The organism is Caballeronia grimmiae, from assembly GCF_022879615.1.
In the GTDB taxonomy this organism is placed as follows: Bacteria; Pseudomonadota; Gammaproteobacteria; order Burkholderiales; family Burkholderiaceae; genus Caballeronia; species Caballeronia grimmiae.
In genome coordinates this window covers 373,119-385,407 of sequence record NZ_CP084271.1, presented here as the reverse complement: position 1 = coordinate 385,407, position 12,289 = coordinate 373,119, and the positions used below count along the sequence as shown (strand labels likewise).

The 12,289-nt window shown below is 62.8% G+C and carries 12 protein-coding genes; 6 read left to right on the top strand and 6 right to left on the bottom strand.

The window, feature by feature from the left end; translation table 11 throughout:
* Window positions 1-7 precede the first annotated feature (7 nt).
* Entirely contained in the window at window positions 8-1,600 is a 1,593-nt protein-coding gene (locus LDZ21_RS01910; RefSeq protein WP_075583231.1) for an APC family permease, read from the bottom strand.
* A gap of 451 nt (window positions 1,601-2,051) precedes the next feature.
* On the opposite strand from LDZ21_RS01910, the gene LDZ21_RS01905 reads away from it, so the two are divergent.
* A complete protein-coding gene (locus LDZ21_RS01905; RefSeq protein WP_016346375.1) occupies window positions 2,052-2,255 on the top strand; it encodes a cold-shock protein in 204 nt (67 codons plus the stop codon).
* Window positions 2,256-2,332: 77 nt separating this feature from the next.
* Here LDZ21_RS01905 and LDZ21_RS01900 read toward each other — a convergent pair whose 3' ends face one another.
* Window positions 2,333-3,583, bottom strand: a complete 1,251-nt coding sequence (locus LDZ21_RS01900) for an Hsp70 family protein (RefSeq protein ID WP_244793934.1) — start codon at window positions 3,581-3,583, stop codon at window positions 2,333-2,335.
* Between the two features lie 182 nt (window positions 3,584-3,765).
* Between LDZ21_RS01900 and LDZ21_RS01895 the strand changes: the two genes are divergently transcribed.
* On the top strand, window positions 3,766-5,253 hold the full coding sequence (locus tag LDZ21_RS01895) for an MFS transporter (RefSeq protein WP_035970190.1): 1,488 nt from the start codon (window positions 3,766-3,768) through the stop codon (window positions 5,251-5,253).
* Window positions 5,254-5,266: 13 nt separating this feature from the next.
* Here the strand turns inward: LDZ21_RS01895 and LDZ21_RS01890 are convergent, their stop codons facing one another.
* Both LDZ21_RS01890 and LDZ21_RS01885 read right to left on the bottom strand, forming a co-directional pair.
* The gene (locus tag LDZ21_RS01890) at window positions 5,267-5,863 is read right to left on the bottom strand and encodes a nitroreductase family protein (protein ID WP_035970191.1); all 597 of its coding nucleotides are present in this window, start codon (window positions 5,861-5,863) and stop codon (window positions 5,267-5,269) included.
* A 91-nt stretch (window positions 5,864-5,954) separates the two neighbouring features.
* Complete coding sequence (locus LDZ21_RS01885) at window positions 5,955-7,238, bottom strand: MFS transporter (RefSeq protein WP_035970193.1); 1,284 nt, start codon at window positions 7,236-7,238, stop codon at window positions 5,955-5,957.
* 118 nt (window positions 7,239-7,356) lie between these two features.
* Between LDZ21_RS01885 and LDZ21_RS01880 the strand changes: the two genes are divergently transcribed.
* A complete protein-coding gene (locus tag LDZ21_RS01880; protein WP_244793933.1) occupies window positions 7,357-8,016 on the top strand; it encodes a TetR/AcrR family transcriptional regulator in 660 nt (219 codons plus the stop codon).
* On the top strand, window positions 8,013-8,567 hold the full coding sequence (locus LDZ21_RS01875) for a DUF1415 domain-containing protein (protein WP_244793932.1): 555 nt from the start codon (window positions 8,013-8,015) through the stop codon (window positions 8,565-8,567). The genes LDZ21_RS01880 and LDZ21_RS01875 overlap by 4 nt, the downstream gene beginning before the upstream one ends.
* Before the next feature lies 1 nt (window position 8,568).
* On the opposite strand, the gene LDZ21_RS01870 is transcribed toward LDZ21_RS01875, so the two are convergent.
* Window positions 8,569-9,435, bottom strand: a complete 867-nt coding sequence (locus LDZ21_RS01870; RefSeq protein WP_244793931.1) for a class I SAM-dependent methyltransferase — start codon at window positions 9,433-9,435, stop codon at window positions 8,569-8,571.
* 382 nt (window positions 9,436-9,817) lie between these two features.
* Between LDZ21_RS01870 and LDZ21_RS01865 the strand changes: the two genes are divergently transcribed.
* A complete protein-coding gene (locus LDZ21_RS01865; protein WP_035970196.1) occupies window positions 9,818-10,138 on the top strand; it encodes a hypothetical protein in 321 nt (106 codons plus the stop codon).
* 48 nt (window positions 10,139-10,186) lie between these two features.
* Here LDZ21_RS01865 and LDZ21_RS01860 read toward each other — a convergent pair whose 3' ends face one another.
* Entirely contained in the window at window positions 10,187-10,885 is a 699-nt protein-coding gene (locus tag LDZ21_RS01860; RefSeq protein ID WP_280519417.1) for a FadR/GntR family transcriptional regulator, read from the bottom strand.
* 264 nt (window positions 10,886-11,149) lie between these two features.
* Between LDZ21_RS01860 and LDZ21_RS01855 the strand changes: the two genes are divergently transcribed.
* A complete protein-coding gene (locus tag LDZ21_RS01855) occupies window positions 11,150-12,280 on the top strand; it encodes a mannitol dehydrogenase family protein (RefSeq protein ID WP_244793930.1) in 1,131 nt (376 codons plus the stop codon).
* Window positions 12,281-12,289: the final 9 nt, after the last annotated feature.

The window sequence follows — 12,289 nt, the reverse complement described above, 5'->3', positions numbered from 1 at the left end:
CGGGAAGTTAAGCGCCGACTTCGTGAAGAATGTCCTCGCGGCTTTCACGCTCAGCCAGGTAATCCGTGCGATACCCGGTGTGCACGCCCCAGTAATAGAAGATCAGCGAAAGTACGGCCACGCCGGCCATGTCCCAGCCGTAAGGCAGAAGCCCGCTGCCGCCGAACTCCTTGCTGCCGACGAGCGACATTACCGCCATGCAAGGCAAATAGCCGATCAGCCACCACGCGGCTTTCAGATCGCGGCCCCAGCCGGCAAAGCCCGTCTTGCTCTGAAAGTAGAAGTACACCGGCAGCGCGACGACCATCAGCAGAATGATTTCGCCCGTCAGCGGCCACTTCGCCCAATACAGCACGAGCGATGCGCATACGAACGCGAACGGCGCAATCAGGCCCATCAGCGGCAACGTGAGCGGGCGGTCGAGATCCGGAGCGGAACGGCGCAGCGCCATCAGGCTGATCGGGCCGGTCAGATAGGAAATGACCGTGGCGACCGAAATAACTGCGGCGAGCGTGCCCCAGCCGCGGAAGAAGAACATGAAGATGAACGAGACGATCAGGTTGAACCACATCGCCTGACGCGGCACGCCGTAGAACGGATGCACGTTGCCGAACATCTTAGGCATCGTGTTGTTGCGCTCCATCGCGTAGATCATGCGGGTGGTCGTCGCCATGTAGGTCGTGCCGGTGCCGCTCGGGCTGACGAAGGCATCGATGTAGAGCAGGACGGCCAGCCAGTTCAGGTTCAGCGCGATCGCCAGTTCCGCGAACGGCGATGCGAAGTGGAAGTGCTTCCAGCCGAGCGCGACGTCGCTCGGATTCACCGCGCCGATGTACGCGATTTGCAGCAGCACGTAGATCACGAGCGCGATCAGAATCGATCCGACCACCGCGAACGGCACGCTGCGCGCCGGATTACGCGCTTCCCCGGCCAGGTTGACCGGGCTTTGGAAGCCGTTGAAGCTGAACACGATGCCGCTCGTCGCGACGGCCGTCAGCACGGCAGGCCAGCCGTAAGGCGCGAAGTTCGACACCGTGCCGAAGTTTTCGGAATGGAAGCCGGAGAAGATCAGGCCGGCGATGGTCGCGCCCGGAATCAGGAACTTGAAGACCGTGATTGCGGTGTTCGCGCGTGCGAAGACCTTCACGCCCCAGTAATTGAGCATGAAGTAGATGATGACGAGCAACGCGGACAGTGCGAGGCCGCTCGTGGTGAGCGTGTCGTTGACGAACAGGCCGTGCGTCCATTCGTACGGCCACGTGCTCATGTACTGGATGGAAGCTTCCGCTTCGATCGGAATGACCGAAACGATCGCGATCCAGTTCGCCCACGCCGCGATGAAACCGACGAGCGCGCCGTGCGAGTAGCGCGCGTAACGCACCATGCCGCCCGATTCCGGGAACATCGCGCCCAGTTCCGCGTACGTCAGCGCGATGGCCAGAATGACGACCGCGCCGATCACCCAGGCGCAAATGGCAGCGGGGCCGGCAATCTGCGAGGCTTTCCAGGCTCCGAACAACCATCCGGAACCGATGATGGATCCAAGACCGGTCAGCATCAGCGCCAACGGTCCAATATTTCTTTGAATCGAACTCTTCACTATCCTCTCCAATGTCTCGCGTCGCGCGCGAGTCGAACACGGCTAAGCGGCCGCATCCGCCGGGATGCCGGCAACCGTTCCGGCGATCCAGCGACGCTGGTGCAACCCTTCTCAACGAAGGCGCGTAGTTTAACGGTTGCACCTTTCTAACGCAGTGCAAACTGCCGGAAAGCACGCTTTTTGTAGACCATCTGACGAAAGTCCAGCGAAGAACGGGGCACGTTTGCGGGGGCGCAGGCTGTCTCAAAAAACCCCCTCAGAGTTGTCGGATATTATTTGACCGCGAATTGGTTTAGCCGTATAAACCTTCTTGCAGGATTTCAAGTGGCGAGTGAAGTGGTTCTTTCGTAGTTCGCCATTACGGTACTCCGGTTGGTCCCATTGCCCCTTCCTTGATTTTCATGCACCCCTGGCTTCGGCCTTACTCATCAAATTTTTTGGAATAAGTAATATGGAAACCGGTACCGTCAAGTGGTTCAATGACGCAAAGGGCTTTGGCTTCATCACCCCGGATGGCGGCGGCGAAGACCTGTTCGCGCACTTCTCGGAAATCCGCATCGAAGGCTTCAAGACGCTTCAGGAAAACCAGAAGGTGACCTATGAAGTGAAGACGGGCCCGAAGGGCAAGCAAGCTGCGAACATCAAGCCGGCCTAAGGCTGCTGAGTTCAGAAAAAACCCCGCGTACGCGGGGTTTTTTCATTGGAGCGCAGGTTTCGCGCTGTGCTGAATCTTCAGGCGAATACGCGTTGTGCATAAATGCCGAGGCCCTTGGCGACACTCGCCAGCCGGTCGCCGAACACGGGCTGCGCACCCGGCAACGCCGCCGACAGTGCGTCGGACAGGAACCGCAGGCCGGTGGTGCCACCGGTGAAGTAGATCGCGCCGACGTCCGCCGCGCCGACACCCGCCCGCTTGACCGTCTCCAGCGCTGTTTCCACGATCCGCCGAGTCTCGTCGTGCCCCGCGTCGATCAGTTGCTGCTCGTCGAACGGCACGCGCAGCGCCTCCTCGACTTCCTCCATGTCGATCTCGGTCACGCCGCCCGCCGATACGTCGATCTTCGCTTCCTCCGCGTGCGCGGTGAGCGCGTGCCCGAGCCGCCGGTCGACGACGCGCATCAGCCGGTCGTGATGACGCGGCTCGACATAGAGATGGCGCATCAGCTGCAATTCGCCGACGCGCTTCGGCGCATAGACCGTGTTGATCAGATGCCAGGTCGCGAGATCGAAGTACACGCGGTTCGGCACTTCGCGGCCCTGCGGGTCGAGCGCCTGATAACCGAGCTGGCGCAGAATGGTCGCCAGTTCCACGCGCCGGTCGAAATCCGTGCCGGCGACGTGAACGCCGTGATGCGCGAGCACATCGCTCTTGCGCTCCAGTTGGCGCGCACGCTCGGGGCCGACGCGCACGAGCGAAAAGTCCGACGTGCCGCCGCCGATATCCGCAACCAGCACCAGCCCTTCCTGCGTGAGACTTGCCTCGTAGTCGAACGCAGCCGCGATCGGTTCATACTGGAAGTGGATTTCGCGGAAGCCGACGGCGTGTGCGCACGCTTCAAGCTGCTGCTGCGCCATGCGGTCGGCGCGCGGGTCGTCGTCGACGAAGAACACCGGGCGGCCCAGCACCGCCCGCGTCAGCGGCTCGGCGGCCACCGCCTGCGCCTTCTGCTTCAAATGCTGAAGGAACAGCGTGATGACGTCGGTGTACTTGATGCCGGAGCCGTCGCCCAGATCGGTGACGTTGTCGGCGAGCGGCGAACCGAGAATGCTCTTCATCGAGCGCATCAGACGGCCGTCGAACCCGTCGATATACGCCTCGAGCGCCGCGCGGCCGTACGACTGGTTGTTCTCGTCGGTATTGAAGAAGACGGCGGTTGGCAGCGTGGTCGCGTCGCCCTCGACGGGCGCGAGTCGCATCTGCAGCCCGTCGGGCAGGGCAACGGCGGAATTCGACGTGCCGAAATCGATCGCGCAGTAGGTCATGGAGGTCGCGGCGGCGTCAGCCTGCAACACCGCATATCAAAAAATATGGACGGCGTTTTTAACACGTCCAGAGAAGCGTATCAATCGCGGTCGGGATAAATATCAACCAGTGCGATTCGTCTCACAAGAGCGGAATGCACCTTGCTCGCCGTGCAGTTTCGACTACGGGACGCCCCCACTTCATGAACGAGACCACCGCACCGCAAGAGAACCGTTCGGCCGATGCGTCCGGCGACCAGCCCGGCATCATCGAGACCGATCTTCCCGGACGGCTCGACCGCCTGCCGTGGGGCCGCTTTCATACGTTGATCGTTCTTGCGCTCGGCGTCACATGGTTGCTGGATGGCCTCGAAGTGACGCTGGCGGGCGCGGTGGCAAGCGCACTCAAAACCAGCCACGTACTGCAGTTCTCGAACGCGGATGTCGGCATTGCCGGGAGCGCGTATATCGCGGGAGCGGTGCTCGGCGCGCTCGGCTTCGGCTGGCTCACCGACCGCCTCGGACGCCGCAAGCTCTTTTTTATCACGCTTTTCCTCTATGTCGCCGCGACCGCCGCGACGGCGTTCTCGTGGAATCTCGCCTCGTTCGTGCTGTTTCGCTTTCTGACCGGCGCGGGCATCGGCGGAGAATACACGGCCATCAACTCGACGATCCAGGAATTCACGCCCGCCCGGCTGCGCGGCTGGACCGATCTCGCGATCAACGGGACCTTCTGGGTGGGCGCGGGCGTCGGTGCGGCGGGATCGATCGTCCTGCTCGATCCCGCGATGCTGCCGCCCGACTGGGGCTGGCGCGCATGCTTTCTGATCGGCGCGCTGCTCGGCCTGACGGTGCTGTTCATGCGGATGTGGGTGCCGGAAAGCCCGCGCTGGCTCATCACGCATAACCGCGCGGACGAAGCGCGGCGCATCGTCGAAGCAATCGAAGCGCAGTTTCACGAGCGAGGCGTCGAGATCGCGCGTGCGCCCGGCAAGCTGCTGCGGCTGCATGCGCGCGACCACACGCCGCTCGCTGAAGTCGCGCATACGCTGTTCGACGCGCATCGGCGGCGCTCGCTCGTCGGACTGACCTTGATGACCGCGCAGGCGTTCTTCTACAACGCAATTTTTTTCACCTACGCGCTCGTACTGACGGACTTCTATCACGTGCCGGGCGACCACGTCGGCTGGTATTTGCTGCCGTTCGCCGCCGGCAACTTTCTCGGCCCGGTGCTGCTCGGCCGATTGTTCGACGTGCTGGGCCGGCGCCGCATGATCGCATTCACGTATGCCGTCTCCGGCGTGCTGCTGACGTTGAGCGGCTGGATGTTCACGCAAGGGCTGCTGACTGTCACGACCCAGACCATCGCCTGGATGGTGATTTTCTTTTTCGCATCGGCGGCAGCGAGCTCGGCGTATCTGACCGTCAGCGAAACCTTCCCGCTCGAAATCCGCGCGCTCGCGATCGCCGTCTTCTATGCGTTCGGCACGGCGCTCGGCGGGATCATCGGGCCGACGCTGTTCGGGCGGCTGATCGACACGCACGAACGAGGCGCGGTGTTCGCCGGCTATCTGATCGGCTCGGCGCTGATGCTTGCGGCGGCGATCGTCGCCGGAATCTGGGGCGTGGCGGCGGAGCGCAAATCGCTCGAAGACGTGGCGCGTCCGCTTTCCGCCGCCGACGATCACTGACGCCGGCGCGCGTTCAGTCGAACGCCTTGCCCCACGCGCCGTCGTACGCCGTTTCGCCGATCGCACGACGCGCGCGCGGCGCGGCTTCACGTTCGCGCAATGCGTCGTCGAGCTGGCTTACGTCGCCGTGATGGCCGATTGCGATCATCGCGATGAGTTGCGCGTCTTCGGGAATCGAGAAGGCCGCGCGGAACGCGTCGCGGTCGAAGCCGCCCATCTGGTGCGTCGCGAGCGACATCGCGTGCGCCTGCAGGACGAGCGCCATCGACGCCGCGCCCGTGTCGTAAGTCGCGGTGCGGTTCGGCTCGCCTTTGGGCGTGAGGGTCGACGCCGCGACGCAGATCAGCACCGGCACGTTCGCGTTCCATGTCTGGTTGGACGGCGCGAGCGTATCGAATGCGCGCTGGAACGCGGCTGCATCGCGATGACGATCGAAGACGATGAACCGCCACGGCTGGAGATTGTTCGACGACGGCGCCCAGCGCGCCGCTTCCAGCAGCCGATGCAACTGCGCGCGTTCGACGGGCTTGTCGTCGTACGCCCGCGGACTCCAGCGGCCGGCGATCAGTTCGTGGATGTCGACATCGGTCGGAGCGGGTTTCGCACTCATGGCGTGAGTCCTCGTTCGTTGGAAGGCGTGCGGCGCGCTTCGATGAGAGGCGCGCCGCTCCGACGACAAGCATAGATCAAGGATGCGCGCGTCAGGTTGCCGCCACGCCGACCGGCCGTCCCGCCCGGTTGATGCGCAGCACCGCGACGGCGGCGACGAGGCACAGGCCGCCCGAGATCATCGTCGCGACGGTGTAGCTGCCGAGGCTCGATCGCAGCATGCCGCCGCCGAGCGCCGCGAACGCCGCGCCAAGCTGATGCCCCGCGACGATCCAGCCGAAGACGATCGGCGCGGATTCCTTGCCGTAGACATCGGTGGCGAGGCGCACGGTCGGCGGCACGGTGGCGATCCAGTCGAGCCCGTAGAACACCGCGAAGAGCGGCAGACCGAAGAAATCGATGCCGAACGCGTACGGCAGATAGATCAGCGACAAGCCGCGCAAGCCGTAGTACCAGAACAGCAGAAAGCGCGCATTAAAGCGATCGGAGAGCCAGCCGGAGAGCGTCGTGCCGAAGAGATCGAAGATGCCCATCGCGGCGAGAAGCGTCGCGCCCTGCACTTGCGTCATGCCGTAGTCCGAGCACATGGCGATCAGGTGCGTGCCGACATAGCCGTTCGTGCTTGCGCCGCACACGAAGAAGCTGAAGAAGAGCAGCCAAAAATCACGCGTCCGGCTCGCCGACGACAACGCGCCGAACGCCACCTTGATCGGATTTCTGGGCGCGGGCGCGGGACCGGCCGGCGCTTCGGCCGTTTCGCCGACGGGGCGCAGCGCGAGGTCGGCGGGACGCTCGGGCAGCAGCCACGCGACGAGCGGCAGCACGAGCGCGGTCGCTGCCGCCACGACGAAGACCACGGGCCGCCAGCCGTGATGTTCGGACAGCGCCGCCAGGAACGGCAGAAACACCAGCTGGCCGGTTGCCGAGCTTGCGGTGAGGATACCCATCGCGAGACCGCGATGCGTCGTGAACCAGCGATTTACCACGGTCGCCGACAGCGTGAGCGCCGCGACGCCCGTTGCGCCGCCGACCATCACGCCCCACACGATGACCATCTGCCACGGCGCGGTCATCATCGACGAAATACCGACGCCCGCAGCCAGCGTCGCGAGCGCGGCGAGCAGCGTCGGACGCACGCCGAAGCGCTGCATCGCGGCGGCGGCGAACGGGCCGGTCAGGCCGTACAGCGCGAGATTGATCGAAATGGCGAGCGAGATCGTGCCGCGCGACCAGCCGAACTGCTTTTCGAGCGGGAGCATCATGACGCTCGGCGTCGCGCGCGTGCCAGCCGCCGCAAGCAGAACCAGAAAAACGACGCCTACCGCCACCCACCCGTAATGCATCCGGCCGTTCAGCCGCCTCGCAACCCAATTCATCGCCGCTCCGGTTCGTTATGTTTCGTTGATATTCGTGACCGCTCTGTCACATCAGAGTTGCGAGCTTAGTTACCGATCGGTAACATGTCAAGGCCGATGCATATTTCGAGGAACTGCTTTGACACGATCATCCGCCGATCAGCCTAAATCAACAGTTCGCCGCCAGGTTCGCACCGATGGCGCGACCGCGCAGGAACAACTGCTCGACGCGGCGCAGGAGCTGTTTTACCGCGAAGGCATTCGCGCGGTCGGCGTGGATGCCGTTGTCGAGCGCGCGGGCGTCAACAAGATGAGTCTTTATCGGCGCTTCGCGTCGAAGGACGAACTCGTGGTCGCGTACCTGGAGCGCATGGACGACGGCTTTCGCAGGCGCTTCGAAGCGAGCATGGCGAAGCATCCGAGCGAGCCCGCGAAACAACTCGTTCAGGCGTTCGAAGATTTGGTGAAACGCGCGTCGGCGCCGAATTATCGCGGGTGCCCGTTCGTCAACATCGCGTGTGAGTTCGGCGATCCGGCGCATCCGGCGCGGCAACTCGTCGATCGGAACAAAGGTTATGTAATGTCACGCTTCCTGGAAATTGCGCAGGCGGCGGGCGCGGACAATCCGCAGGAACTGGCAGAATCGCTGGCGCTGCTGGTCGACGGCGTTTACGCGACGAGTCAAACTTACGGTCCCGGATCGGGGCCACTGTGCGCTGCCCCACGCATTGCGCGCACGCTGATCGATGCGGCGTGCGGTTCGAATCGCATCGAGCAAGGTAATCAGGAAAACTCATGATGGATGCAAGCACCCGCGACGAAGTCATCGCAGCCACCGAATATTGGCTGACGCGCGCGGTGATCGGCCTCAATCTCTGCCCGTTCGCCAAAAGCGTGCATGTAAAGGGACAGATTCGCTATGTCGTGACTGAAGCGAGGACCGTGGAAGACACAGTGGTGGAACTCGCGGACGAATTGCGTCTTTTGCGTGACAGCGATCCCGAAGCCATCGATACGACGCTTTTCGTCACACCGCACGCGTTCGCGGACTTTAGCGAGTACAACGACGTGTTATTTTTTGCCGACCGCCTGCTGAACGACATGGGGATGGCGGGCGAATTGCAGATCGCGAGTTTCCATCCGCACTATCAGTTCGAAGGCACGCAGCCGGACGACATCGACAACTATACGAATCGCGCGCCGTATCCGATCTTTCATCTGCTGCGCGAGGCGAGCATCGATCGCGCGGCCGCCGCGTTTCCCGACGCGGCCGACATCTACGAGCGCAACATCGAAACCTTGCGCCGCCTCGGCCACGACGGCTTCAAGGCGTGGATGGACAAACGCTGAACTACGCAAAGAAGCGCTCGCGCAGTTCCTCGAGGCCGAGCGTTTCCAGCACTTCCGATAGCCGCTGCGCCGGACGCCCGCGCGGCAAGTCCTTGAACTGGGCGATGATGAGCTCGTTCTTCATCGAATGCTCCCAGCCGACCAGTTCCGTCACGCTGACCTGATAACCGTGGGATTCGAGTTGCAGGCATCGCAAAACGTTCGTGATCTGGCTGCCGAACTCGCGCGTATGCAACGGATGGCGCCACATTTCGGTCAGCACGTTCTTCGACAGCGAGTGCCCCTTGCGCTTGCGCAGCACCGAAGCGACTTCGGCCTGACAGCACGGCACCACGACGATGTACTTCGCTTTCTTCTGCAGAGCGAAGTGGATAGCGTCGTCGGTCGCGGTGTTGCACGCGTGCAATGCGGTGACGATATCGACCGTTTCGGGCAACAAATCCGAGCCGGTCGATTCGGCCACCGACAGGTTCAGGAACGACATGCCGTCGAATTCCAGCCGTGCCGCCAATTCCTCCGACTTTTTGACCAGCTCTTCTCGCGTCTCTATGCCATAAATGTGTGACCGATCGCGCAGAGACTTGAAGAAGAGATCGTAGAGAATGAACCCGAGGTATGACTTCCCCGCACCGTGATCGACGAGCGATACGGAGCCTTGATGCTGATGCACATCGGATAGAAGTGGTTCGATGAACTGAAACAGGTGATAAACCTGCTTCAGCTTGCGGCGGCTGTCCTGGTTCATCTTGCCGTCGCGCGTAAGGATGTGCAATTCCTTCAGCAGTTCGATCGATTGACCGGGACGAATTTCGTGCTTGTCGGAAGGTTCGGACGTGCCGGGAACCGACGCGGGGGACTTCTTGGCCATCGTGATCAGTGACTGGTTGATGAAAAGCGGAGCATGTTCGCGCTGAATGTGCGCTAACCGCTGGTTCTTGCGTCTGAAAAGAGGAAGTTTACCGAAAAGCGCAGAGACGCTCTGTTCCGGCCATCGAATTATCGGCCTATGCGTCACAACCAGCGCATGGAACGGATCGTGCATCGTCTGACAATGGGACCATTGCGACAGACGGCACACACGTGTGGTCACTGGCTGCCACGCGCCGATGCAGCACGCAGAAACACATAGTCAGTAACGAGCCGCGTCTCGACACGTCAGCGTCGTCACCGCGTCCGGTTCTGTTACGTAACACACTAACGCACAGCGCGGCGATGCGACTCGCCGGCGCCATGATCAAGAGAGGACGGCGATGGATGCGATCCCGGACAAGAAAGCAGAGAAACAGTTTCAGGAGATGCTCGCGGCACTGACCCAGATGCCCGCGTGGAGCGAAAAGCAGCAACTCGAACTCGAGATGGCGCGAGAGATCTCCGTGGAGATGTTGCGGATCGCCGAGTCGATGCGCGATGGCTCTACCGACATCGAGACGTGTCTCACGATGCTCAAGTACGCCAAAGTAATGGACTTCGTGCTGACGACGCTCGCTTCGCGCCGGGAGATCGCGCCGCAAACTCTGCGCGTGATCTTCAAGCTCGCGGGCCTGAAGGTGGATGAAGCCTATCCGGGCTGACACGCCCGGAGGTCCGGCGCCGGCCCGTCTTCCGAGGACGCGCCGGCTTCAGCCTTTGCGCCGCGTCATCAGCCGCGCGGCGGAATTGCGCATGTGCCGCTGCATCGCCGCCTGAGCCTGCACGGCGTCGCGGGCTTCGAGCGCTTCCAGAATGTCGCGATGCTCCGTCAGCGCCGCGGCCCAGGTCTCTTCTCCCTCGAAATGTCCCCGCAACGTCGATGACAGCGGACTGTGACGCTCGTCGTAGAGCGCGCCCACGGTGCGCACCAGCACGTCGTTACCGGACATCTGCGCGATGCCGACGTGAAAAGCACGATCGGCGGTCATCGGTATCTGACCGCTTTCGACTTCGAGCGCCATCGTTTCATAGACCGCTCGCAGCGCCTTCAGCGCCTTCGGCTTGGCGAACGGCGCGACGCTCGCCGCAATCGCGCCTTCGATCACGCTGCGCGCATTCATGATCTCGATCGGACTTTCGCCCAGTTCCGCCTCGGTGCTCGGCGGCCTGGCCGTCGGCGTTGCGGAGATATAGACGCCCGAACCCATGCGAATCTCGACGCGCCCTTCCAGTTCGAGCGCGACGAGCGCCTCCCGAACCGATGGCCGCGATACCCCGAGCGTCTGCGCGAGTTCCCGCTCGGATGGCAGCCGCCCGTTCGGCGCGAAGTCTCTCTGACCGATCATTCCGCGCAGCTTGTCGGCGATCTGGAGGTAGAGACGGCGCGTTTCGGCTGGTTTCACACTCACGGGCAGGCTCCTCAGGGCTCGGGGAAAACGTGGATTGTAATCAGGCGAAGGGTTGACGCACCGTGCGGCGGGCGTTCCCACCGTTTTTTACGTTTACAAGTGGCTTGACCAATTTCGATGCAAGCCACTAGTATGCAATCTGGTAAGGCCACGCGGTCTAATTTTTTTGTATCGCGTTGGAACCGTTTCCAAACAGAAACGCCCCCATACAACCTTCGCCGCCGTCTGCACGCGATGCACGGAGCGGCCCCGAGCGACGCATTCATGAGCAATCCGATCCTTCAGTTCGGCACGAGCCGTTTCTTGCAAGCGCACGTGGATTTCTTCGTCACTGAAGCGGCGCGGCGCAGTCCGGCCAGCGCGCTCGGCAAGATCACCGTCGTGCAGACGACGTCGAGCGCCGACAGTCGCGCGCGCACCGACGCGCTGAAGGCGACCGGCCGCTATCCGGTGCGCATTCGGGGACGCCGCCGCGACGAAACGATCGACGTGACGGTCGAATGCGATTCAATCACCGAAGCTTTGCACGCCAACGACGATTGGCCGCTGCTGATGGAACGGATTCAGCGCGATGTAAAAGTGATCGTCTCGAACACCGCCGACGCGGGCTACGCGCTCTTCGACGAAGACACCGCCGGTCTGCTCGACGGCCAGCGTACCCCGCGCGGCTTCGCCGCCAAGCTCGCGGTTCTGCTGCACGCGCGGTTTAGCGCCGGCGCGGCGCCGATCACGCTGCTGCCGTGCGAACTGATTTCGCGCAACGGCGACACGCTGCGCGATCTCGTCGCCGGCATCGCTCGTAAATGGCAGATGGACGACGCGTTCATCCGCTATCTGACGACCGACTGCATCTGGGTCAATTCGCTCGTCGACCGCATCGTGTCGGAGCCGATTCTGCCGGTCGGCGCGATTGCCGAGCCTTACGCGCTGTGGGCCATCGAGCGCCAGGCGGGCATGGTGCTGCCTTGCGAGCACGAAGACATCGTCGTGACCGACGATCTTGCGCACTATGAGCGCCTCAAACTCCTGCTGCTGAATCTCGGCCACACGATGCTCGCCGAAATCTGGCGCACCCGCGACGGCGCCGCCGATATGACCGTCCTTGACGCGATGCGCGATCCGGCCTTCCGCGAGCCGCTCGAAGCCGTCTGGCGCGACGAAGTGCTGCCGGTGTTCACGGCGCTCGGCCAGCACGATGTTGCGACCGAATATCTGGCGAACGTGCGCGATCGCTTCGAGAATCCGTTCCTCGTGCACCGGCTCTCGGACATTGCGCGTAATCACGCAGAAAAGAAGGTACGGCGCTTTCAGCCTGTCATCGATCTTGCTCGTGAATTCAAACTCGATATCGAACAGAAACGGCTGCGCGACGCGCTGAACGCGGACGCCAGCTAAACCGCCGCG

Coding starts and splice junctions, on each gene's coding strand:
- LDZ21_RS01905 (WP_016346375.1), top strand. CDS start 2,052: ATGGAAACCGGTACCGTCAAGTGGTTCAATGACGCAAAGGGCTTTGGC.
- LDZ21_RS01900 (WP_244793934.1), bottom strand. CDS start 3,583: ATGACCTACTGCGCGATCGATTTCGGCACGTCGAATTCCGCCGTTGCC.
- LDZ21_RS01895 (WP_035970190.1), top strand. CDS start 3,766: ATGAACGAGACCACCGCACCGCAAGAGAACCGTTCGGCCGATGCGTCC.
- LDZ21_RS01890 (WP_035970191.1), bottom strand. CDS start 5,863: ATGAGTGCGAAACCCGCTCCGACCGATGTCGACATCCACGAACTGATC.
- LDZ21_RS01885 (WP_035970193.1), bottom strand. CDS start 7,238: ATGAATTGGGTTGCGAGGCGGCTGAACGGCCGGATGCATTACGGGTGG.
- LDZ21_RS01875 (WP_244793932.1), top strand. CDS start 8,013: ATGATGGATGCAAGCACCCGCGACGAAGTCATCGCAGCCACCGAATAT.
- LDZ21_RS01870 (WP_244793931.1), bottom strand. CDS start 9,435: ATGGCCAAGAAGTCCCCCGCGTCGGTTCCCGGCACGTCCGAACCTTCC.
- LDZ21_RS01865 (WP_035970196.1), top strand. CDS start 9,818: ATGGATGCGATCCCGGACAAGAAAGCAGAGAAACAGTTTCAGGAGATG.
- LDZ21_RS01855 (WP_244793930.1), top strand. CDS start 11,150: ATGAGCAATCCGATCCTTCAGTTCGGCACGAGCCGTTTCTTGCAAGCG.